We start from the raw sequence: 23494 nt of genomic DNA on the forward strand, positions 1-23494 counted from the left end.
CAAACTCATTCACATTCAATTATACCCGTTCTTGTACTTTACGAACAATATTTGCGACCAATTTCCTCGGCATAAAACGAACGGATTGAGTCAGCATTCTGTTTTTAAAACCCGGGATAATAACGGTTTTGTTCTTCGTCATCATTTGGTTATATCCCTCTGCTACCACTTCTTCCACACTCATCACACCAGACTGAAATAGTTTTGAAGACTGCAGGTCAGCTGCATCACTGAATCCCGTTTGGGTAGCTCCGGGACACAAAGCAGTCACTTTCACTCCGTGTGGTCCCCATTCATTAGCCAAAGCTTCTGAGAGTGAAAGGACATACGCTTTTGTAGCATAGTAAACGGCCATTAACGGACCTGGCTGAAATGCGGCTGTTGATGCGACATTTAGGATATGTCCACGTTTCTGCTTCACCATTTCCCTTCCAAAATACTTGCTTAGCTCGGTAAGGGCAGTGATATTCACTTGAATCATGTCCAGCTCTTTTGAGAGCACTGTTTGTTCGAATTCACCAAACAAACCGAAGCCTGCATTATTGATTAGGAAATCAACCTTGGTCCCTTTTGCTTTGACTTCCTCATATAACGTTTCAGATGCTCCTGGCTTGGAAAGGTCTGATGGTATGACATATGCTTTCACACCGTACTTACTTTCTATTTCTTTTGATAGAATACGAAGCTTCTCTTCACTTCTTGCTACAAGAATCACATCATGACCTGAACCTGCAAATTTATGACTAAAGTGCAAGCCTATACCACTTGAAGCCCCTGTAATTAATACTGTTTTATTCATCTATGATTACCACCTTATCTTATATGTTTAAACACTTAAACGTTTAAGTGTTTAAACATATAATAATTGGTTGTGATGGCTAAGTCAAGTTTGGAGGATTACTTCAAACATAAAGGGACGGACCTCCATTCAGAGGTCCGTCCCTTTAACTTCTCAATTAAACTGTATATTTTTCTGCGTCGATCAGCTTTTCTGATGCTGCACGTTTGACTGCAATCACGTTGATTGGTGTATGGCGGGTAAATTTACGCAGTGCTGACAGCATCATGCGCAGTGTGTCACCCGTTTCAGTTGCTACCAGTGTTTCTTTTGCATGCTGTTCGATTTCGTTGAATGCTTCTTGACAGAAGATTTGTGTGTAAAGAAGTTTTTGCTGAGCTTTCTCTACTCCACCTTTTTGAATCGCTTTTTCTGTTCTGAGAACAACGGACTCCATCGCGTATGCGTTTGAAACGATATCAGCAATGTTCACAAGGATTTCCTGCTCTTTTTCAAGAGCTTTACCGAATTTTTGAGCAGCTAAGCCGGATAGCATCAAGCCGATTTTCTTCGCATTTTTCACAAGGTATTTTTCCTGAGCAAGCGGCTCATCTCCTACTTCTTCAGGCATAAGCATCATCAGTTCTTCTTGAAGGGCCTGTGCTTTTTGAAGTAATGGAAGTTCACCTTTCATTGCTTTACGAAGGTACGTGCCAGGAACCAGAAGACGGTTGATTTCATTCGTCCCTTCAAAGATACGGTTGATACGGGAGTCGCGGTACATTCTTTCGATTTCGTATTCCTGCATGAAACCGTATCCACCGTGAAGTTGAACACCTTCATCGACTACATAATCCAGTACTTCTGTTGCGAAGAATTTATTCAGTGAACACTCAATCGCGTATTCTGCAATCGATTTTGCCACTTCAGTTCCGTTCTTCACTTCTTCATCCGTAAGCTTGCTCATACGATCCTCGAACAATCCTACTGTACGGTAAACGGAGCTTTCTGCTGCGTATAATTTAGACGCCATCGTTGCCAGTTTTTCTTTTGTCAGGTTGAAAGCAGAAATTGGTGTTTTGAATTGCTGACGTTGATTCGTGTATTGTACCGTTACCTCTAATGCACGTTTACTTGCTCCGACAGCACCTACCCCTAATTTGTAACGGCCGATGTTTAAGATATTAAATGCAATGATATGGCCTTTCCCTGCATCACCAAGAAGATTTTCCACTGGAATTTCAGCATCTTCCAGGATTAATGTCCGAGTGGAAGAGCTTTTGATACCCATTTTCTTCTCTTCCGGACCGGTTGAAACGCCTGGGAACTCTTTTTCTACGATGAACGCAGAGAAATGCTCCCCATCGATTTTCGCATACACAACGAATACATCAGCAAACGCAGAGTTTGTGATCCACTGCTTCTCACCATTTAAAATGTAGTGAGTACCTTCTGCATTCAATTTAGCTGTCGTTTTAGCTCCCAGCGCATCTGAACCTGAACCCGGCTCCGTTAATGCGTAGGCTGCCAGTTTTTCACCAGTCGCCAATGGAGGAAGGTATTTTTGCTTTTGCTCTTCGTTTCCGAACAGAACGATTGGAAGTGACCCGATTCCAACGTGTGCACCGTGAGAGATGGAGAATCCGCCTGCACGTGACATTTTTTCAGCAATCAGTGCCGAACTTACTTTATCCAATCCCAATCCGCCGTACTCTTCGGGAACATCTGCACCCAGAAGTCCAAGGTCCCCCGCTTCTTTTAACAGGCGGACAGAGTGGTCAAATTCATGGTTTTCCAGATTATCGATAACAGGTACCACTTCATTTAACACATAATCCTCGGTTGTTTTGGCAATCATTTTTTGTTCATCAGAGTATTCCTCCGGTGTAAAAACTTGCTCACAACTTACATCTTCAATTAAAAAACTTCCACCCTTGATCAGCTTTTCTGTTTGATTCGCCATTTCGAATCCCCCTAAAAATTTTTATTTTGAAGGAGCAGGGGGCCTCGGTATTCGAGGTCCGTCCCTCCTATTAACCTATTAGTTCAAAGACGCCGGCTGCACCCATCCCGCCGCCGATGCACATGGTGACGATACCGAATTGCTGGTTTCTGCGTTTCATTTCATGTACAAGGGAAAGGGTCAGCTTGGCACCTGTACAACCAAGTGGATGACCGAGAGCGATGGCTCCACCGTTTACGTTCACTTTTTCTTCGTCCAGGCCCAGCTGACGAATGACTTGGATGGATTGAGAAGCGAATGCTTCGTTCAGCTCAAATAGTCCGATATCCGACAGCTCCAACCCTGCCATCTTCAATGCACGTGGAATCGCTTCGACTGGACCGATTCCCATGATTTCCGGTGGCACTCCGGCTACCGCAAAGCTTCTGAACTTCGCCATTGGTTGCAGTCCTAATGAACCAGCCTTTTCTCTATCCATTACCATGACAGCTGCTGCTCCGTCACTCGTCTGGGATGAGTTCCCTGCCGTTACAGAGCCCTTCACATTGAAAGCCGGGCGTAACTTAGCCAGTACTTCCGAGCTTGTTTCAGCACGTACACCCTCATCTTTTGAAAACTGGAATGATTTCTCCACCAGTTTATTTTCATTGCTTACTGAGCGATGAAGCACATCAACCGGTACGATTTCATCATCGAACTTTCCTTCAGCAATAGCTTTGGCCGCTTTTTGGTGACTTCTTACCGCAAATGCATCCTGATCTTCACGGGATACACCGAACTTTCTTGCCACCTGCTCGGCTGTATGCCCCATACTCATATAATATTGAGGCGCGTTTTCAGCGAGCTTCGCATTCGGACGGACTACGTGACCCATCATGGGAACAAGACTCATGGATTCAGCTCCACCTGCAATTGCTGTATCAGAGTGCCCAAGCATGATTTTTTCTGCAGCATAAGCAATGGATTGCAGTCCAGATGAACAATAACGGTTAATCGTGATTGCCGGTACTGAATCAGGCAGGCCCGCAAGACCACCGATATTTCTTGCCATGTTTAACCCTTGTTCTGCTTCAGGCATCGCACATCCGATGATAAGATCATCAATGTTGCCTTCATAATTCCCTGCACGTTTGAGGGTTTCTTTAACTACAAGTGCTCCGAGATCATCTGGCCGTACCTGTGCTAATGATCCTTTTCTTGATTTTCCGACTGGTGTTCTTGCACCAGCAACAATGACTGCTTCACGCATGATATTCCCCCGCTTTCTAATATGGTATAAACGCTGATTAATTGCGTAATGGTTTTCCTTTAACAAGCATGTGCTGCATTCTTTGTTGTGATTTCGGCTGTGCAACAAGACTCAGGAATGCTTCTCTTTCAAGATCCAACAAATATTGTTCGTCTACTTCAGTGCCGTATGGAACCTTCCCGCCAGCAATGACGTAGGCAAGTTTTTTTGCGATCATCAGATCGTGTTCCGAAATAAATCCTGATTGGAGCATGGATTGAGCTCCAAGAAGAAGCGTTGCATATCCTGTTTCACCCACAACCGGTACTTTCTTACGGATCGGTGCTGAGTATCCACCTTCATACAGGCTTAGTGCAGCCTGTTTGGCATCGTATAACAGATGATCATTGTTTACACTTACTCCATCTGCTTTATTTAAGAAGTTGTTGTCTCTTGCTTCATCACCGGATGTGGAAACCTTCGCCATAGCAATCGATTCGAATACTTTATTGGCTACTTTTTGAAGATCGAATTCCACTCCATTTGGAAGGTTCGCTAAGTGCTTCATATAGAGCTCTTTGTTTCCGCCTCCGCCCGGTATCAATCCGACTCCGACTTCCACTAATCCCATATAGGTTTCCATGGACGCCTGAATATGGGCTGCAGGTAAGCAGACTTCGCTCCCTCCGCCTAATGTCATGCCGAATGGTGCTGCTACAACTGGTTTCGTTGAATATTTGATCTTCATCATCGCCTGCTGGAAGTGTCTGACGACCATATCTATTTCAAATACGTTGTCATCCTGTGCTTCCATAAGAATCATGGCAAGATTTGCTCCTACACAGAAGTTCTTGCCCTGATTTCCGATGACGAGTCCTTTATAATTCTTCTCTACTTCATCAACTGCAAAATTGATCATTTGCGTAATATCCATTCCAATGGCGTTATTTGGAGAATGGAATTCAAGAAGCGCGATTCCATCACCGATATCAATCAAGCTTGCTCCGGAATTCTTTTTGATCAGCTTCCCTTGCGTCTTTAGCGCCTTTAAGTCGATTGCCTTCGGGTTTCTTTCTACAAGTTGATAGTCTCCATTGTGATAGAAGTGACGCTCGCCATCTTCATCTTTATAAAAAGTGGAGTGACCTTCAGCGAGCATCGTTTCCACCCACTCAGGTACGATGTGGCCTTCTTCCTTCATGCGAGTCACAGATTTTTCAACACCGATTGCATCCCATGTTTCAAATGGGCCCATTTCCCATCCAAAGCCCCATTTCATGGCCTGGTCGATGCCTACGATATCATCAGCGATTTCACCATGCAGCTGGGCTGAATAGTTTAACACCGGGGACACGATATTCCATAGGAGCGTACCTGCTTGATCTTTCGCATACACAAGTGATTTTATTTTATTCTTTAATCCTTTTTCATTTTTCGCCATTTCAAGAGAGGCCGTTTTCAGCTTCTGACGTGGCTGATAATCCATCGTTTCAGGATTGAGCTCCAGGATCTCTTTTCCTTGTTTCAGGAAGAAGCCCTGTCCGCTCTTGCTTCCGAGCCACCCGTTTTCAAGCATCTTCTGCATGAAGGCCGGTACTTCAAACACTTTCTGCTCTTCACCTTCCACTTGGTCGTACACATTTTTCGCTACATGTGCGAATGTATCGAGCCCGACCACATCAAGTGTACGGAAAGTGGCACTTTTCGGTCTTCCGATCGTCGGTCCCGTGATGGAATCAACTTCTCCTACAGAGTAGCCGCCTTTCAGCATTTCTTGAACAGTGATGAGCAATCCATACGTTCCGATGCGGTTTGCTATGAAGTTCGGCGTATCTTTCGCCATCACGACACCCTTACCAAGGATGTCTTCACCAAATGTCTTCATGAAACTGACCACTTGCGGATCCGTCTTCTTCGTTGGAATCACTTCAAGAAGCTTTAAGTAACGAGGCGGATTGAAAAAATGCGTGCCTAAAAAATTCTTCTGGAAATCATCGCTTCGACCTTCTGACATTGCCTCGATTGAAATCCCGGATGTATTTGAACTGATGATGCTACCCGGTTTCCGGTATCGCTCCACTTGCTCGAACACTTTCTTCTTGATATCTAAATTCTCAACGACTACCTCAATGACCCAGTCACAATCCCCGATATTCTGAAGATCATCCTCGAAGTTGCCTGCTGTTATGAGTGAAGCGTTTTGCTTTGATGTCAATGGCGCCGGTTTTTGTTTAAAGAGCTTTTTTAAAGCGTTTTCACTAAATTGATTACGAAACGCCTTGCTCTCTTCTGTCAGTCCCTTTGCTTTATGTTCGTCGGATAATTCTCTTGGTACGATATCTAATAACATTGTCGGGATGCCGATATTTGCAAGATGAGCGGCAATTCCTGAACCCATGACTCCTGATCCTAACACTGCGGCTTTCTGAATTCTACGAACCAATGGTATTTCCCCCTTTTACACACTTTGAATGAATACTCATTCATTTTTTACTCAAAAAAAAGACTCGAATGAGTTCCTGTTACATCTAATATATCGTATTTTCTAAAATATCGCAATATTTAAAAGACTAAAAATGATAAATTTTACAAAAACTTTGATGTTTTTACAGTGTCATGTTCTTTCCGGATAATGTACACTTGATAACAAAATAAGGTACTGAAAATTTCAAGGATATGGAGGATCAAATGAAAAAGCAGACGACATCTATCACCATTCTAGAAACCAGTGATATACATGGCCACATATTCCCTTACTTATATGGAACGAAGAAAAAGGCGACCGTTGGATTAGGTAGAATCGCTACCTTTATTAGAGAAGTACGGAGCCAAACCGGCAATGTGTTGGTCATTGATAACGGGGATCTCTATCAAGGCACCCCCCTTACTTATTATTATATGAAACAAGCTCGTCATTTGCCAAACCCTTTTGTTTCTATTTTACATGAATTGAATTATGATGCAGCCGTGATTGGCAATCATGAATTCAATTATGGAATGGAACCCTTACGTAATGCTCATCAAGAAACAGAGTATCCCTTTTTGGCCGCTAACATCCTCGATAAGGTGACTATGAAGCCATTGTTCGGACTCCCTTACTTTATCAAAGTGTTCCCCAATGGGGTGAAAGCCGCTGTACTTGGTGTAACGACACATTATATTCCAAACTGGGAAAATCCCTCTCACATTGTCGATTTGTCATTTGAAGATGCCTTTACCTCCACCCGGAATTGGGTGTCCTACATCCACACAGTAGAAAAACCTGACGTGATAATTGTTTCGTATCATGGGGGGGTTGAAAAGGATATTCAAACCGGGTCACCAACTGAACGACAAACTGGTGAAAACCAGGGCTATAAAATTTGCCAGGAAGTAAAAGGAGTCGATGTGCTGCTGACTGGTCATCAACACAGAAAACTTGCCGGCACCATCAATGGTGTTTCAATCGTTCAGCCGGGAATGCATGGTGAGAGCATCGGAAAAGTAACGATTGAGTTAAAACGGAACAAGCAAGGATGGACTATTATAAACAAAGAGCCTCAGGTCATTTCAATGGATGGAATTGAGGCCGATAAAATGGTCCTTTCCATCGCCGGTGACATTGAAAGCAAAACACAATCCTGGCTGGACCAGCCCATTGGTAAGATTGAAGGAAATATGCAGATAGAAGATATATTCGAGGCTCGTATTAAGGAACATCCATTCATTGAGTTCATCCAGCGCGTCCAATTGGAGGCAGCGGACGTCTCCATTTCAGCAACGGCACTATTCAGTGAATCACAGCAGGGACTGCCAAGTATAGTCACATTGAGGGACATCGTGTCTAACTATATCTATCCCAATACTTTAACCGTTCTTGAACTTACAGGTAGGGACATACGTCTTGCCCTTGAGCGCTCAGCATCTTATTTTGCTGTAAACCAAGCAGGGGTGCTTAGTGTGAACCCGGATTTCACCACTCCTAAACCTCAGCATTATAATTATGATATGTGGGAAGGCATTGACTACGTTTTGAATATCAGCCATCCAATAGGTGAACGCGTCACCTCCCTCTTCTGCAATGGTGTACCCTTAGCAGAAGAACAGAAATATCAAGTCGTCATGAACAATTATCGTGCAGGAGGCGGCGGCGAATACACCATGTTCAAAAACAAGAAGATTATCAAAGAAATACAAATCGACATGACCGAGTTGATTGCTGACTACTTCCTCAAGTACCCAACCATAAAAGCTGCCTGTAACCACAATTGGAAAGTTGTGGTCGATGGAGAGGGACGGACCTCATTTTGAGGTCCGTCCCTCTTCTTTTTCATAATTCTAAACGGATATGGGAATCTTAGTAATGGAGGTGTTCGACATGGCTAAGCATAAGAAAAATCCTTCCAAGGCTGGAGTGAGTGCAGCAAGCGTGAAGGGAGACGCTGGTCCTACCGTTGAGATGGCCGGCGGAGGGAAAAGAAACAGTCAAAACAATCAATTTAAGAAGCAACCATAGTATTTTTCAGTAAATGCAGCACCTGATCTTGTTGATCGGGTGTTTTTTTGGTTTGGTGTGGTAATGTGCTAGTGTGTGGTTGACGTTTCAATGGTGTGTTAAAAGGCTTTGGGAACTTTATCGACCGTTCTTTGGATTTATCGACTTGACTTTTATTTCGATATATCAACCGTTATCAGGATTTATCGACCGTTCTTTCATTTTATCAACCATATTTTCAATATATCGACCGTCCGACAAATTTCGCCAACCGCAAACACTTTTTCCCTCCCTTCCCAACCACACACACTAATCCCCAGACTTTTCCCCTCCCCATGCAAAAATTAACTTTGCCTTGTCCCCACTTTTACAGTAAACTAAGAATATAAATTTTAAGTTGTCAGACCTCCTACTTTATCATCATTACCTAAGGTAGCTCGTCTGTTTTTTAAAGTACAGTAATGATAACGTTTACAGATAAGGAGACTATATAATGAAGCGCAGACTTATGTTTTTTACGATTGGACTTTTTATTTTGACGATGGGGGTTGCCTTGATTATTAAATCTGGCCTGGGTGCTTCTGCCTGGGATGCCCTGGCCGTTGGGGAATCGAATATGTTCGGTATTACGGTTGGAACCGCTGTTTTCATAAATGGGGTTGTACTGATCGTCCTTAATGCTCTTATTATGAAGAAGAAGCCTGATGTATTGGCTGCGGGGTCCATTCTTGTGATTGGCCTTTTGATTGATTTTTGGTTACTGGTTGTCTTTAATGATTACGCTCCTGAGATGCTGATGAATCAGGTGTTCACCCTTGCTTCAGGTATTTTGACAATGGGACTTGGGATTGCGATTTACTTACAGGCAAAATTCCCGGCAAGTCCAATGGATACACTTATGGTGGCCATCCATACGCGTTTCGGTTTAAATCTTCGTAATTCGCGAATCATCAGTGAAGGATTTGCCCTGTCACTGGCATTCCTGTTTAAGGGAGATATCGGAATCGGTACGATCATTGTTACGCTCCTATTAGGATTCGTGGTTCAATATAGCTTCCCGATTTTCGAACAACTCTTTGAAAGAAAATCAATGGGTAAAGCAGCCGTTTCTGCTGAGTAATCAATAATAAAAAGCAATCTTCCTAGTGGGAGATTGCTTTTTTATTTTGTGACATAGATTTTGGCTCATCCTGAATGAGGAGCGGCTCGTGCCCGGCGACAATTGCTCTGGTTACGTTGAACTTAATCCCCCTTTAGAATTCAAGAGCTCATTGATACGCTTTCTCTGGCTTTTATTTGCCAGCACATAAAGTGTATCATTTGCTTTGATGACGGTGTCTCCCATTGGAGTGATCAGTTCATTGTTTCGGATAACCGCTGAAATCAATGTTTTCTCAGGGAGATTGATGTCTTTAATCGCCTTGTTTGTAATATAGGCATCGTCGTTAATGAGAACTTCGAGCATTTCATTGTTTGTTTTACCAATTGAAACGAGTTCTATGCTATGAGCGACAGGGGGTCTTTCTTCTCCTGCAAGCTTAAGGTAGTTTGCTAAAGGTGAGATGGTCGTTCCTTGTATCAGAGCGGATAGAAGAACAACGAAAAACACGACGTTGAAGATGACTTCATTGTTTTCGATATTGGCAACCATTGGATACGTTGCTAATACGATTGGTACCGCGCCCTTCAAACCAGCCCAAGAGATGAAGAATTTTTCTTTTATCGAGAAGTTCTTTGCCAGGGCAAGGCTTAAATACACTCCCAGTGGTCTCGCTACGACAATCAGTAGAATCGATAGGACGATTCCTTGCCACGCAATGCTTGGCAAATGCTGAGGGAAAACCAATAAACCCAATAGGATAAACATGACGATTTGCATCATCCAGGCAAATCCTTCATTAAAGCGGACAATCGAATGTCGGTAGGTCAATTCCTGATTTCCGACTACGATCGCCATGATATAGACAGCTAATAGACCGCTCGCTTCAAGTATGCTCGTAAAAGCGTATGTGAAGATAGCCAGTGAAATGGACAGAACTGGATACAACCCGGATGAATCAAGGTTAATCCGATTGATGATCCATACAGATGCCCATCCCAGCACCAGTCCAAGTACCAGCCCCATACCCATTTGCCAAAAAAAGCTTAAAATCAAGGTAGCAGGATTTAATTCGGGAAATTGGATCAATTGCAAAAAAGCTACCGTCAAAAAGATGGCCATCGGGTCGTTACTGCCTGATTCTGCTTCCAGTGTAGAAGAAATTTTCGGTTTGATGTTTTTGTTCCCTAAAACGGAGAAAACCGCTGCAGCGTCCGTTGAACCAACGATTGCCCCGAATAACATCCCTTCCAGCCAGCTTACATCGAGGATGAACTTTGCTGCCACTCCTATCGAAAGTGTGGTCACAATGACTCCAATGGTTGCCAGTGATAATGAAGGTTTATAGACACTTTTCACATTACTCCATTTCGTCTGAAGTCCACCTTCAAACAGGATGATGATTAAAGCAAGTGTTCCGATGAATTGTGTCATTGGAGCATTATCGAAGAAGAAATATGTATTTAAAACCATACCTACGATGATAAATAAAATAAGTGAGGGAACGCCTAACCGTGTGGAGAACTTAGCGGTGACAACACCGACTAAAAGCAAGAGGCCAAGCAGTAAAGTCAAGTTATCAATGGTAATTTCCATTTTATCGCCTCTTATTTCATGAAGATTATTCTCTTTTATTATATAATATTGTGAATAACGTAACAATTAAAAAGCCTTGCCTGTGACCGTATGGATCAAAACTTCTTAAAGTATGAGCGGGATGAACTCCATTTCCCTTATACTGTTTAGAAGTTGAGCGGAAATCAACGACTCCTGTCTTTTCTGCTTAAAGTTTTCCCCATGATGATAAATTCATGTGGGACATTCGGAAAGAAACCATCACGAAGGGTTTTCCAGTCTTGAGAATGATAAAAGTCAATGGCTGATTGATTATCCTTGCGGGTGGTAAGTACTGCTCTTTCTTCTCTTCTATTCTGCAATAATATTCCCATCAGTCGTTTAGCAATACCTTTTCCTCTGTAATCGGGATGAACGCCAAGTTCGACCAGCTCCATGCAATTCTCCATCCATTCACGATTCCGGTGTAGATGCCGGGATAATAGCTCGTGATAATATTGCCCTTTTTCAGAAGAATATCCATATACGTACCCTGCGACTTCATCACCCACAATAGCCAGGTACCCTTCAAACTGCGGGTACGTAGAATGACGTTTAAATTGTTGTTCCATGCCGGCCGCGTCCACCTCAAAGAGCTGGCAATAAAGCTTGATCATTTTCTTAAAATACTTTCCTTCCACTCGAAACGGGACAATTATCATTGTTCCTTAACCTCCTTTCCATGATTAAAATATACAAATAAGACTCCATGAACATCCATAGAGTCTTAATACTATCTACTATTATTATTTCTTTATGACCCCTTTTAGAACAAAGGCGACATTTGCCGGTCTTTCAGCAAGTCTTCTCATGAAGTATCCGTACCAATCCGTACCGTATGGAACGTATACGCGCATTTTATAGCCTTCTTTGACCAGTTCATGCTGGCGCTCTACACGAATGCCAAAAAGCATTTGAAATTCAAATTGATCACGAGGAATGTTATACTCTTCCACGAGTCTCTTCGTATATTCGATCATCTCATCATCGTGAGTGGCAATAGCCGTATAATTGCCGTTCAACAGATGAGTTTTAATAATTTTTTTGAAATTATCGTCTACATCCTTCTTCTCGGGAAACGCAACTTCATGTGATTCTTTATAGGCCCCTTTTACTAGACGCAGGTTGGGGGAATACGCATTCAAATCATCCATATCCTTTTCTGTTCTATATAAATAGGCTTGTATTACCGTGCCGATATTATCATACTCGGACTTTAACCTCTTGAAGATATCAATGGTCTTTCCACAGCGGGAATAGTCTTCCATATCAATGGTCACAAATACATTTTGCTTAGTTGCTTCATCAAGAATCAACCTCATATTCTTCATGACAACCTCTTCGGAAATATCCAACCCCATTGATGTCATCTTCAGGGATAATTGAGATTTCAGGTTTTCTCTCCCGATCGCACGAACAGCCTCTACACATTCCAGGGCCATTTCGTTTGCCTCTCGCTCATTGTCCACAAACTCACCTAAATAGTCGATCGTTACAACAAGATTCTGACTATTCAGTTCACGAATAACCTCAACTGCCTGCAGAATGGAAGATCCTGCAACGAATCGGCCGGCTCCAAAGCGCAGGCCATATTTCTTAGCCAGTTTCGTCATCGGCTTATTTTTTGAAAGGAATAAAAAGAAATTACGCATTGCTTGCTCCATGTTGCTTACCCCCTGAAAAAACATATATATCATACTATGAAACCGTTTTCTTTATTGCTAAAAAAGGAAAATTTCATACTATTATATATCTACCAACATTTTATCACCTTTTCAACGTTTTGAATATACTTTCAATACGTTCTGAGTAGAATATTATCGAAATTTGTAAACACGTGAATAATCATGTTGAGCATTAGGAAAAATAACCTTTGCCCTATGATTATAAAACTTTCTTAAGGGGTCGTATACAGGGTAATATTACCTATCGGTCATACAAAGAAAGGGTATTCAAAGATTGAAAAGGAGGAAAAGAATATGCAACAACAACCTCAACAAGGAAGCCAGCCACAAGCCTATACTGAACCACCGCAAATGCTTACAACGAAGGATTCTTTATATTTAAATGACATGCTTGCATGGAATCTTAATGCCATGAAGAAGTGCCATTTTGCAGCTGCCCACTGTCAGGATACTGAGATTAAAGCTGAGTTGGATAAATGCGGCCAGATGCATCAACGTCACTACCAACAACTACTTGCACATTTGAATACGGCTAATCAAAACCAAAACATGATGTAGGAAGGAGTCCCAATAGATGAATCAACAGAATCAGCAAAAAATTCAAAACCCGCAAACACAAGTACCGGAAACGCCACAGATGAATGATCGAGACTTCATTACTGATGTGCTGTCTCACGAGAAGTACATGACTGCTTCTTACTGTACAGCTTTGAACGAAGCGAGTCATCAAGCGTTATATCAAGATCTGCTCACGATTTTTAACGAAACCCAAAATGCTCAACGCGAACTATACAATGAAATGTTCCGCAAAGGCTGGTACAAGCTTGAAGCTGCCGACAGTCAAAAGATTCAACAATCCTATCAGCAGCACCAACAGTATTCTTCCCAATTCCCATATGGGTATGGCGGGCAGGTTCAATAATGTCAGAAGGCAGACGCTGGTCTGCCTTTTTTGTTTTGTGATGCGTGATAAGTAGACGTGTCTGTAAAATAATCTTCTGAATCCCGACTTCAGACAAAATCCAATAAAAAAAGCACCCTCTCTAAAAGGGCACTTTACTCATAAAAACCTCTTATTCTTCCTTCTTTTTCTTATTCATTTCCGCACGATGAGCTTCATTCATCTCTTTTATCTGGCCGACGATTCGTTTCATCTCATCTTTACCATCTGGATATAATGAATTCCAATGCTTCACGAGTGCAGGCATATTTTTCGCTATGAAAGAGTACAGAGCATATTGGGTGACCATTTCTTTCTTGTCCGAATCGGTATCACCTACTAATAGCTCAGTGTATTTTTCAACCAATGCATCAAATTGTTCCGGGAATTCTTTCATTATCTTAAACCTCCTTGTGAATATTGAGCTATGTCCTTTTCACTCGACAGGTTTGCGGACATGTTTTACAACGATACTTCTCCCCATTTTCCAATCTATAGGAGAAGCAACAGGTTTTACGAACACGAACCTTTTCCGGTACAGTATCTACATTTACTTTTTCACTATAGTAACGGGCCAATGGATTTTTATGATACTGTCCGAACCATGGGCTGTTTTCATCCGATAGCAGCTGGCGGAATTGTTGATCTCGCTGTGCTCTCATTCCTTCGTTTAAAAAAACATCATCACTCTCGAAAATCCAGAAAACATAGACAGCGATATTTTCCCATAGAATAAGATTTGACTGCTTTGTCGCTTTCTTTAACGACTGTATCACTCCATTAAGATGCTCCCGAAAGATCGACTGAATATATTCCTCTTTCTCCCCGGTGGAAGTGAATTCAGTAACGGTTACATCTTTCAAATAAAACTGAGGCATCCATAATCCATTCTTGTCTCCGTCCACCAGGATCAGGTTTTCAGGCTTGAGGTTTAATTTCTTATTCCAATACGTCATCGCCATTAATCCCATTGCTGCTATGAAAGCATAGCGTTTCATGAATAAGGACGCTGCTACCTTAAGATCATCTGTCCCGATTGCCGAAAGCCTGCCGGTTAGATAAGCTTTCATTTCAATCTCCCCTAAGAAACAGCTTGCCTCTTCCCCTTTAAAAGCAGGATCCCACTCTCTATGAAAACGATATTTCATAAGAGTATCCCACTGTCCCTGGGTGAGGACATTCATCATCCCGTCTCACCCACAGCATTCAGAATGCAGCGACCTTTACCAAATGGGATGCATAACGGGGTTCCAAACAAAGGATCACGTGATACCTGACAATCCATATCAAATACATTCTTCACGAGTTCACAGCTGATTACATCTTCAGGCTTCCCTTGGGCATAAATTTGCTTATCACGGATGGCGACAATATTATGGGCATAGCGACAGGCTAAATTAAGATCGTGCAGGACCATGACGATGGTTCGCTGTTCTTTCTCGTTGAGTTCAAATAATAAATCAAGAATTTCAATTTGATGGGTCATATCGAGATAGGTAGTGGGTTCATCCAACAGAATGATGTCTGTGTCTTGCGCTAGAGTCAACGCAATCCAAGCACGCTGTCTCTGTCCCCCTGAAAGTTCATCCACTTTCCGGTGCTGCAGTTCTTCCATTTTTGTTGCCTTCAGTGCGTCCTGGACAATTTCTTCATCCTTATGGGACCACTGCTTGAGCCATGTTTGGTGAGGGTACCGACCTTGCTTAACCAGCTGCAGGACGGTCAATCCCTCAGGAGCTGTTGGCGATTGAGGAAGAATGGCCATTTTACGAGCGACTTCTTTCGTTGATAAACGAGAGATGGCTTCCCCATCTAACAGAACCGATCCTTGCTTAGGCTTTAGCAATCTGGCAATGGACCGAAGAAGAGTCGATTTACCGCAGCCATTTCCGCCGATGAAGACAGAAATCTCCCCTTTTGGAATGTCAATATTCAGTTCATCAATGATCGTTCGTTCCCCGTAAGATAGAGTCAAATCCTTCGTTTTTAAAATGTCACTCATTAATGGCCAACTCCTTTAAGAATTTCTTGTTTTAAATAAAAGATAGATAAAATAAGGTGCTCCAATTGCTGCTGTAAATACTCCTGCTGGAACTTCCAGCGGCAGGAATAGAGTCCTGCCTATCAGATCTGCCACCATCACGAGAATACCACCTATAAAAGCGGCAGTCGGAAGTAACGCACCGAAAGATGATCCTACCATCCTTCTTGCCATATGAGGAGCCATCAGACCTACAAAGCCGATCCCCCCTGCAAAGGCAACCGCTCCACCCACTAGAGCCGTTGACATAAGGAGAAGTAAAAAGCGTTGTCTCTGGACGTTCCCTCCAACACTTGTAGCGATTTCTTCTCCAAGTTCCTGGATATTCAATTGACGGGTAATAAAAAAGCTCAACACTATAAAAATCAGGCTCCATGGAAGCAGAATCCACACATCCTGCCAGTCGGATCCGTTAACGGTACCTGTAATCCATATATTTGCTTGACTGGCTCTATATATAGGGCCGAGGATCATAAGCAATGTAGTCAATGCTTGTGTCAAAGCTGATATACCGATTCCGATCAATACGAGCCTGACAGGGGATACACCTTTTCTCCATGCCAAGAAATAGACTAAAAAGGCAATGACAGCTGCACCGATAAATGCTGCAACAGGCATCCATTTAATACTGACCATCAAGGTATTATCATCGTTACTGAAAAGTGTCAGGAAAGCGACGACCGCCGCACCCGCCCCTCCGGTGATCCCGATAATGTCCGGGGACGCCAACGGATTTCGAATCATTCCTTGCAAAATCCCGCCTGCAACGGCCAATGCCATCCCGGCGAGCAGAGCAATGATAATCCTTGGAAGGCGAAATGATGTAACAACAAGCTGTTCTAAACTTGTTCCGCCCCCAAAGAAGACGCTTACGACCTTCCAGGGTGCTATTTTCAAGTCACCAATACCCGTACTCATAATAAGGACGAGTAAAGTGATGACGCCTAATATCATGATTTTCTTCATTGCTGATATATCAACGAGCATAGAAACCCGGTCCTTGAGCCAGCGTTTCCCAATAAACTTATTCATCGGTTAAAACCCCTTCCTTGCAACGTACACGAAGAATGGTGCACCAATAATGGCTGTCATAACACCAACCGGCACCTCCTGGGGCATGATGATGTAACGGGCTCCGATGTCAGCGGCCAATAGTAAAATAGCTCCGAGTAACCCTGAGTAAGGAATCAACCAGCGATGATCCACCCCGATGATTTTTCTCGCAAGATGGGGGATTACAATCCCGATAAATCCTATTGGTCCTGCAATGGCTACAGAACCTCCAGCCAGGAGCACGACCACAAGTAATGCGATAAATTTAATCAAGGCTGTTTTAAGTCCCAACCCTTTGGCAACATCTTCTCCCATGGCAAGTATATTCATTTTTCCTGCCAACATGAGAGCAAGTATCCATCCTGCCACGATATAAGGAAATACTCCGGATAAAATGTCCAGGCTTCTTCCTTGAACAGATCCTGCAAGCCAGAACAAAACCTGCTCTAATGCTGCTTCATTCAGTACAAGCAAACCCTGTGTAAATGAAGAAAACATTGCCGTTATGGCAGCCCCTGCTAACGTCAGCTTCATGGGGGTCAAGCCGTTGTTCCCGACGGAGCTGATGACATACACTCCGACGGCAGCAAGTCCCGCTCCCAGAAACGCCAGCCACGTAAAGGATTGAAGATTGGTTACACCAAATAACGTAACCGCCACTACCACCATAAAGGCACCACCGGCATTGATCCCGAAAATACCGGGAGATGCTAACGGATTCTTGGTCAAGGTTTGCATCAGGACTCCTGAAATTGCGAGGGATGCCCCCACTGTCGCAGCAATAAGTGCACGTGGTAAGCGGATTGTCTGGAGCACGATATGCTCAGTCGATCCATCCGGGTTGGTAAACGCTTCAAGAGCTATTCTCCACGACGTATCCGTATACCCGTAAACAATGCTGATTCCTATACACACTATGAGAAAAAGGATGGTTCCTATAAACAGAAAAAATTGGTTTTGAGTTTTCATTATGCGGTAACCTTTCTATCCCTTATAGAAATAAGGAAAGGAAAATCTATTAAAGTTCACGTTCTTTTCTTTCATTACTATTTTAAAGAAGAATGAAACAACCGTCAATGATTTTGAAAATCATTATCATTTAAGTGTTGACAATGAAAACCTTCTCATCTAATATAAAAGTTGTAATTGATAATCATTATCAACCATATATCATTTTCAGGAGGATTCATACATATGAAATTAAGAAGTTTATTATCTTTATTCCTTATCGCTTCACTTCTATTCTTAGCAGCTTGCGGTAATAAAGAAGAAAAAGAAGGTTCTGCAGGGAACAATGATAAAAAAGAAGAAAGCTACACAGTGGAACATGCAATGGGTACGGCTGAAATCGAAGGAACTCCTAAGAAGGTTGTCATCCTTACAAATGAAGGAACAGAGGCTCTTCTCTCAATGGGCGTGACCCCTGTTGGTGCTGTACAATCCTGGACAGGTGATCCTTGGTACGATCATATTGCCGACGATATGAAAGATGTTGAAGTGGTCGGAACTGAAAGCGAATTAAACATGGAAGCCATAGCAAAGCTTCAACCGGATCTTATTATCGGGAACAAAATGCGTCAAGAAGAGCAATACAATCAGCTGAAAGACATCGCTCCAACGGTGATGGCTGAAACATTACGCGGTAACTGGAAAGAGAACTTTGAATTATACGCTAAAGCAGTAAACAAAGAAGAAAAAGGTCAAGAAGTACTTGCCGAGTATGACCAGCGAATTGAAGATCTTAAAGGTAAACTTGGAGACAAGCTGAATCAAAAAGTGTCTATGGTCCGCTTTTTAGCAGGTGACGTACGTATCTACCATAAAGATTCATTCTCAGGTGTGATCCTGGATCAATTAGGATTTGCCCGTCCTGAAGGTCAGGATGTTGACGACTTTGCTGAAAAAGGTGTGACAAAAGAGCGCATCCCGGCAATGGATGGAGATGTATTATTCTACTTCACATATGAAACAGGTGATGGAGAAGCGAACAAGCTAGCTGAAGAGTGGCTGAACGATCCTCTATTCCAAAACCTTGAAGTAGCAAAACAAGACAAGGTATACGAGGTAAGTGATGCAATCTGGAACACTGCAGGTGGTGTCGTGGCAGCAAATGCGATGCTTGATGATATCGAAAAGTTTTTCCTGGAACAGGAATAACCAAATGAGACTGGATAAGGGATCTCCCTTGTCCAGTCTTTTGTATTGTCTCTTTTCGCAAAGATTGTTGTTTTCTACCATAGAATCTGCCAAGGCACTGTCAACCAGCCTATGCTGGATGGCGAGGGGAACTGCTCCGCTTGCAGCTAGCGTTCGGCCGAGCCTCCTCAGCTTCGCCGACACGCCCGTACTTCCGCAGGAATCTGCGCAGTTCCCCTCACCATCTTTTACAGAATTTTCTTGACAGAGCTTCAAGGTGTGCAAGAAAACAAAGTAACTAAAAAAATAATTCTTTTTCTGAAAAGGAAAATCAATCTCTACTTAACTTAAATGAGATTGTTTGCTAAAATTCTTGTATTAATTGTTCCCCATTAAGGATTCATCCTCAGAAAGTTGATTGGAGCGGAAGGATGCTCGACTCCTGCGGGAATAGCTGGACAGGTGAGACCCCGGAGGCGCAGCCGAGGAGGCTCACCGCCAGCCCCGCGGAAAGCTAGCATCCTGGAGCGGAAATCAACTATTACTTTCTCCTCTATAATAAGCAACAATCTTTACGAAAAGAGCCTTTTTTTTCATTCCCAACTCGGATCGATCCACCTCGAGCTTACCCTCCTGGTTATTTAGCAGCCCTTAACGTTTTTTCCCACTTCCCCCATCCTATTTCATAATTCTCCTATTTTCGGAAACACTACAGTATAGACCATACATCGAACATGAGGGATTAGTATGTTTCCATTCTTTAGAAATAAGAAAAACACCGATAACACGAAGAATAAACAGACCTATGAAAGCTTTAAGCAGGAAGCTGAAAAATCGGCTGACTATAAACAAGCCTTTTATCAGAACCCTCATACAGGGGCCAAATTCAGTCTGCATTTCATTACCACCCTGATTGATGGGAAGATTCTGCAGGAGGATGTTCTTCCCTCCTTACTTTCAAAAGATTTTCATTCATTTGATGACTTAAAGACGTTAGTTCCTGTCCTGGATATAGAAGTATCCAAGGATGAAGCTCAAATTGAACAAAAACTTTTTAATGGATATACCTTGTTAACGATGGATGCCTCTAATCGGAAATTCGCCTTCATCGCTACGAAGAATGAAATGGGAAGAAAGGTTTCCCAACCGGAAGTGGAATTCAGTGTGGTTGGTCCGAAAGAGGCCTTTGTGGAATCTCTCAGTGACAACCTTAATCTGCTCCGAAAACGTCTTCCTATTAAAGAGCTATTAGTAGAAGAATTCAACCTCGGAAAACTGACTCACACGAGAGTCGCTTTAGTCTATCTTGATGGTTTAGTGGATGAAGCCAATGTGAATACGATGCGTCAACGTTTACGAGCCGTGGATTTTGATCAAATCATGGACAGTTCATTTATTGAACAGCTCATTGCCGATAATAGCAATTCCCCTTTCCCCCAGCTATTGGATTCAGAACGACCCGATCGTGTCGCTTCTGTACTGGTGGAAGGAAAAGTAGCGGTTATGGTAGACGGGTCTCCTCATGCCTTGATTGGACCCACGACCCTTGTCGAGTTCTTTAATGCATATGAGGATTATTTCTTGAATTTCTCGATCGCCTCATTCCTCCGTCTAGTGCGGGTTTTCGCAGTAGGGTTTTCGATTTTGATTACACCGATTTACGTTGCTGCACTGACGTATCATTATGAACTCATTCCAAAGGATTTAATGGCCACCCTTGTAACATCGAGACAAGAAATTCCTTTGCCTCCTATATTAGAGGCGTTATTTCTCGAATTAACGATTGAATTACTGCGTGAGGCAGGAGCACGCCTTCCGACCAAAGTTGGTCAAACCATCGGTATCGTTGGAGGGATCGTAATCGGGACCGCATCCGTAGAGGCGGGGATTACGAGTAATGTATTGCTCATTTTAGTTGCTCTTGCTGCGCTTGCTTCCTTTACGACTCCCGTGTACCGAATGGGTAATACTATTCGTTTGCTCCGATTCCCTTTCTTGTTGTTCGCACAACTATGGGGATTATTAGGAATCGTCTTCTGTTTCTGTTTACTTATGGGGCATTTATTACAATTAACCTCACTGGGAAGACCGTTCCTGGAGCCGCTCTATCCACCGAGGATGAAGGACCTGAAAGACGCTCTGATTCGGTTCCCATTTAATAAACAAGCTGGACGTCCAGAATATTTAAGAACGAAAAAACCTTACCGGTTCCGCCCATCTGAAGGAAAGAAAAAGCTGGATATAGATGAATAAAGGTCGGAGGTGATCAGATGCTAACCATTCCAGATAGAAGAAAAATATCCCCATTCCTTGTTTTCTTTCTTATACATTCGATTCAAGTCGGGGCAGGTGTTCTGGGGTTCCAACGAATCATTTCGATGAATGCGGGGTATGATGGTTGGATTTCTGTCATCCTGGCAGGTATTTTTACTCATATCCTCATGTTCATTATGTACTTAATTTTAGAAAAATCCGGAGGGGACCTTGTATCTGCTCATACCTTGGCTTTTGGAAAATGGGTCGGGAATATATTCAACTTATTATTTTCCCTTTATTTTAGTTTGCTCGTGATAACGATTATGAGGACGTATATCGAGGTATTGCAAGTATGGATGTATCCCCGATTAAGTACGTTTATGTTTGCGTTGTTCTTCTTAATCCTCGTCTACTATATTGTGAATGGAGGAGTCCGCACCATTGCAGGTACAGCTTTTTTTGGAACTGTACTACCCAGTTATCTGCTCTTAACCTTTGCGTTTACATTTAATTACGCAGATTTCCGAAACATTTTACCGGTATTTGATCACTCTATCAAAGACATCTTAATTTCCACTAAAAATATGTCACTTACTTATCTGGGATACGAAGCCATACTGATGCTCTATCCCTATCTTAAAGATGCGAAAAAGTCTCAGAAATATGCTCATTGGGGGCTTTTTACAACTACCATCATTTACACCTTGATTGCCATCATTTCGTTTGCTTTTTTCAGTCAAAAGCAATTAGAAAAAACTGTTTGGGCCACCCTTTCCATGTGGAAAATCGTCGAAATGCCCTTTGTTGAACGTTTTGAATATATCGGAATCGCAAATTGGTGCTTAGTGATTCTGCCTAACGTGTGTATCTCTCTATGGTGTGCCAGCAGGACCATAAAGCGAATGACACCCTTAAGACATCGTCATGCCTTAATCATCATTTGTATTCTCTGTTTGTGCACATTAACGTTTATCACTGACCGAAAACAGGTAAATTTCTTGAACACAATTTCAGGACAAATCGGTTTTTATTTCAACTTTTTTTACATACCTGCCCTCTTGGTACTGGTGACTATCATGAAGAAGGTGAGACAAAAAAAATGAAAAAATCCTTAATCCTCTTCCTTATATGTTCATTGTTCCTAACAGGATGCGTAGAAAAGGAAATTCTTGACGATTTATATGTTGAAACGGCAAAGGCCTATGATTATGTGGGAGAGAATAAAATTAGAGGGACAGCTTTGTTCCCCATTTATTTATCCGATAAATCCATCCAAAACGGCACGCTGTCCGCGGAAGCATCTTCCACACGGGAAGTGCTGGAGAAATTAGAAAGAAGGGCGCAGCAGCCCCTTGTAAGAGGAAGCTTGGATGTTGTGTTGATAGGAGAAAAACTGGCAAAGAAAGGAATCATCGATATCGGTGATTCCCTCCAAAGAGACGCCAGTATTGGCGCAAGGCTATATGTAACGATAGTAGATGGAGACGCAGGTGAACTGATCAAAGGGAATTATGGGTTAAGGGGCAATGGAACGTATATTTCTAACCTGATTACACACAACATTAAACGAAGAGAGTTACCGGAAACGAATTTACATTTATTTCTATTTAATTATTTCCAAGAAGGACAAACAGCCTATCTTCCTATATTGAAGCAGCTCTCTAATGAAAGTATAGCGATTACAGGTATTGCCCTCTTCGATAAAGACAAAATGGTCAAAAAGATCCCTGCTGAAGATATGTTTTTCTTTAAAATATTAGTGGATAAACTTGCTGAAGGAAGCCATGTCATCAAAATGGGGAAAAAGCCTGGCGCTGCAGAAGAAACGGTTGAGGCTTCCGTAACGAGTCTGATTTCAAAGCACAAAATTATCATAAAACATAAAGCTGATCCTGTTGAAGTGACAATGAGAATCAAGGTCAGGGGAATTGTCAGAGAGTATACCGGAAAAAAATTGACACCTGATAAAGTCGGAGAAGTTGAGAAAAAAATGGAAAAAGATATAGAAGAAAAATGCTTAACCATGCTGAAGGAATTTCAGGAATTAGGCATCGACCCTGTCGGCATCGGTCAAAATCAAAAACATGGGGTACGTGGGTTTGATATTAAAGAATGGAAAGAAAGCATTTATCCCCGTGTAAAATTCAATGTGGACGCAAAGGTTCAGATCTTAGAAGCAGGTACGGTAGAATAGTATCCATAAAGAAAGGCTCCTTATTATTAGGAG

Annotated in this window: 21 protein-coding genes; 9 read left to right on the top strand and 12 right to left on the bottom strand. The window is 42.5% G+C overall.

The window, feature by feature from the left end; genetic code table 11:
• Window positions 1–19 precede the first annotated feature (19 nt).
• The 4 genes from RSX31_RS14715 to RSX31_RS14730 all read right to left on the bottom strand — a co-directional run bounded on the left by RSX31_RS14715 (window position 20) and on the right by RSX31_RS14730 (window position 6412).
• Entirely contained in the window at window positions 20–799 is a 780-nt protein-coding gene (locus RSX31_RS14715) for an SDR family NAD(P)-dependent oxidoreductase (protein ID WP_315635011.1), read from the bottom strand.
• Between the two features lie 157 nt (window positions 800–956).
• Window positions 957–2741, bottom strand: coding sequence for an acyl-CoA dehydrogenase family protein (locus RSX31_RS14720; RefSeq protein WP_148970071.1), 1785 nt, complete (start codon window positions 2739–2741; stop codon window positions 957–959).
• 70 nt (window positions 2742–2811) lie between these two features.
• The gene (locus RSX31_RS14725) at window positions 2812–3990 is read right to left on the bottom strand and encodes an acetyl-CoA C-acetyltransferase (RefSeq protein WP_148970072.1); all 1179 of its coding nucleotides are present in this window, start codon (window positions 3988–3990) and stop codon (window positions 2812–2814) included.
• A gap of 37 nt (window positions 3991–4027) precedes the next feature.
• Window positions 4028–6412, bottom strand: coding sequence for a 3-hydroxyacyl-CoA dehydrogenase/enoyl-CoA hydratase family protein (locus RSX31_RS14730; protein WP_315635012.1), 2385 nt, complete (start codon window positions 6410–6412; stop codon window positions 4028–4030).
• A 245-nt stretch (window positions 6413–6657) separates the two neighbouring features.
• Here RSX31_RS14730 and RSX31_RS14735 point away from each other — a divergent pair, with 245 nt between their 5' ends.
• From RSX31_RS14735 to RSX31_RS14745, 3 genes are all read left to right on the top strand, one after another.
• Window positions 6658–8259 (top strand): bifunctional metallophosphatase/5'-nucleotidase, encoded by a 1602-nt coding sequence (locus RSX31_RS14735; RefSeq protein WP_315635013.1) that lies wholly within the window; start codon window positions 6658–6660, stop codon window positions 8257–8259.
• A 67-nt stretch (window positions 8260–8326) separates the two neighbouring features.
• Window positions 8327–8464, top strand: coding sequence for a YuzL family protein (locus RSX31_RS14740; protein WP_148970075.1), 138 nt, complete (start codon window positions 8327–8329; stop codon window positions 8462–8464).
• Between the two features lie 472 nt (window positions 8465–8936).
• Window positions 8937–9563 carry a YczE/YyaS/YitT family protein gene (locus RSX31_RS14745; protein ID WP_315635014.1) on the top strand — a complete coding sequence of 209 codons (627 nt, stop codon included), beginning with the start codon at window positions 8937–8939 and terminating at the stop codon, window positions 9561–9563.
• A gap of 111 nt (window positions 9564–9674) precedes the next feature.
• On the opposite strand, the gene RSX31_RS14750 is transcribed toward RSX31_RS14745, so the two are convergent.
• From RSX31_RS14750 to RSX31_RS14760, 3 genes are all read right to left on the bottom strand, one after another.
• Window positions 9675–11138 (bottom strand): potassium/proton antiporter, encoded by a 1464-nt coding sequence (locus tag RSX31_RS14750; RefSeq protein ID WP_315635015.1) that lies wholly within the window; start codon window positions 11136–11138, stop codon window positions 9675–9677.
• 164 nt (window positions 11139–11302) lie between these two features.
• Window positions 11303–11818 carry a GNAT family N-acetyltransferase gene (locus RSX31_RS14755; protein ID WP_315635016.1) on the bottom strand — a complete coding sequence of 172 codons (516 nt, stop codon included), beginning with the start codon at window positions 11816–11818 and terminating at the stop codon, window positions 11303–11305.
• A gap of 84 nt (window positions 11819–11902) precedes the next feature.
• The gene (locus tag RSX31_RS14760) at window positions 11903–12820 is read right to left on the bottom strand and encodes a proline dehydrogenase family protein (RefSeq protein WP_148995287.1); all 918 of its coding nucleotides are present in this window, start codon (window positions 12818–12820) and stop codon (window positions 11903–11905) included.
• Window positions 12821–13135: 315 nt separating this feature from the next.
• On the opposite strand from RSX31_RS14760, the gene RSX31_RS14765 reads away from it, so the two are divergent.
• Both RSX31_RS14765 and RSX31_RS14770 read left to right on the top strand, forming a co-directional pair.
• Window positions 13136–13399, top strand: coding sequence for a hypothetical protein (locus RSX31_RS14765; protein WP_148995288.1), 264 nt, complete (start codon window positions 13136–13138; stop codon window positions 13397–13399).
• A 16-nt stretch (window positions 13400–13415) separates the two neighbouring features.
• The gene (locus tag RSX31_RS14770; RefSeq protein ID WP_148970081.1) at window positions 13416–13763 is read left to right on the top strand and encodes a spore coat protein; all 348 of its coding nucleotides are present in this window, start codon (window positions 13416–13418) and stop codon (window positions 13761–13763) included.
• 151 nt (window positions 13764–13914) lie between these two features.
• On the opposite strand, the gene RSX31_RS14775 is transcribed toward RSX31_RS14770, so the two are convergent.
• From RSX31_RS14775 to RSX31_RS14795, 5 genes are read right to left on the bottom strand one after another with little or no spacing between them, the layout of a single operon-like run.
• Window positions 13915–14178 (bottom strand): DUF2573 family protein, encoded by a 264-nt coding sequence (locus RSX31_RS14775; RefSeq protein ID WP_397548098.1) that lies wholly within the window; start codon window positions 14176–14178, stop codon window positions 13915–13917.
• Window positions 14179–14206: 28 nt separating this feature from the next.
• A complete protein-coding gene (locus RSX31_RS14780; RefSeq protein ID WP_187443629.1) occupies window positions 14207–14929 on the bottom strand; it encodes an IucA/IucC family C-terminal-domain containing protein in 723 nt (240 codons plus the stop codon).
• Window positions 14930–14964: 35 nt separating this feature from the next.
• A complete protein-coding gene (locus RSX31_RS14785; protein ID WP_315635017.1) occupies window positions 14965–15783 on the bottom strand; it encodes an ABC transporter ATP-binding protein in 819 nt (272 codons plus the stop codon).
• A gap of 15 nt (window positions 15784–15798) precedes the next feature.
• Window positions 15799–16854: a FecCD family ABC transporter permease gene (locus RSX31_RS14790; RefSeq protein ID WP_148970084.1), complete on the bottom strand. Its 1056-nt coding sequence runs from the start codon at window positions 16852–16854 to the stop codon at window positions 15799–15801.
• 3 nt (window positions 16855–16857) lie between these two features.
• The gene (locus RSX31_RS14795) at window positions 16858–17844 is read right to left on the bottom strand and encodes a FecCD family ABC transporter permease (RefSeq protein ID WP_315635018.1); all 987 of its coding nucleotides are present in this window, start codon (window positions 17842–17844) and stop codon (window positions 16858–16860) included.
• 225 nt (window positions 17845–18069) lie between these two features.
• Between RSX31_RS14795 and RSX31_RS14800 the strand changes: the two genes are divergently transcribed.
• The 4 genes from RSX31_RS14800 to RSX31_RS14815 all read left to right on the top strand — a co-directional run bounded on the left by RSX31_RS14800 (window position 18070) and on the right by RSX31_RS14815 (window position 23461).
• A complete protein-coding gene (locus RSX31_RS14800) occupies window positions 18070–19032 on the top strand; it encodes an ABC transporter substrate-binding protein (RefSeq protein ID WP_315635019.1) in 963 nt (320 codons plus the stop codon).
• A 726-nt stretch (window positions 19033–19758) separates the two neighbouring features.
• Entirely contained in the window at window positions 19759–21264 is a 1506-nt protein-coding gene (locus RSX31_RS14805) for a spore germination protein (RefSeq protein WP_148995294.1), read from the top strand.
• A gap of 17 nt (window positions 21265–21281) precedes the next feature.
• Entirely contained in the window at window positions 21282–22370 is a 1089-nt protein-coding gene (locus RSX31_RS14810) for a GerAB/ArcD/ProY family transporter (protein ID WP_148970088.1), read from the top strand.
• A complete protein-coding gene (locus tag RSX31_RS14815) occupies window positions 22367–23461 on the top strand; it encodes a Ger(x)C family spore germination protein (protein WP_315635020.1) in 1095 nt (364 codons plus the stop codon). The genes RSX31_RS14810 and RSX31_RS14815 overlap by 4 nt, the downstream gene beginning before the upstream one ends.
• Window positions 23462–23494 lie beyond the last annotated feature (33 nt).

This window comes from Rossellomorea yichunensis (assembly GCF_032337515.1).
In the GTDB taxonomy this organism is placed as follows: Bacteria; Bacillota; Bacilli; order Bacillales; family Bacillaceae_B; genus Rossellomorea; species Rossellomorea yichunensis.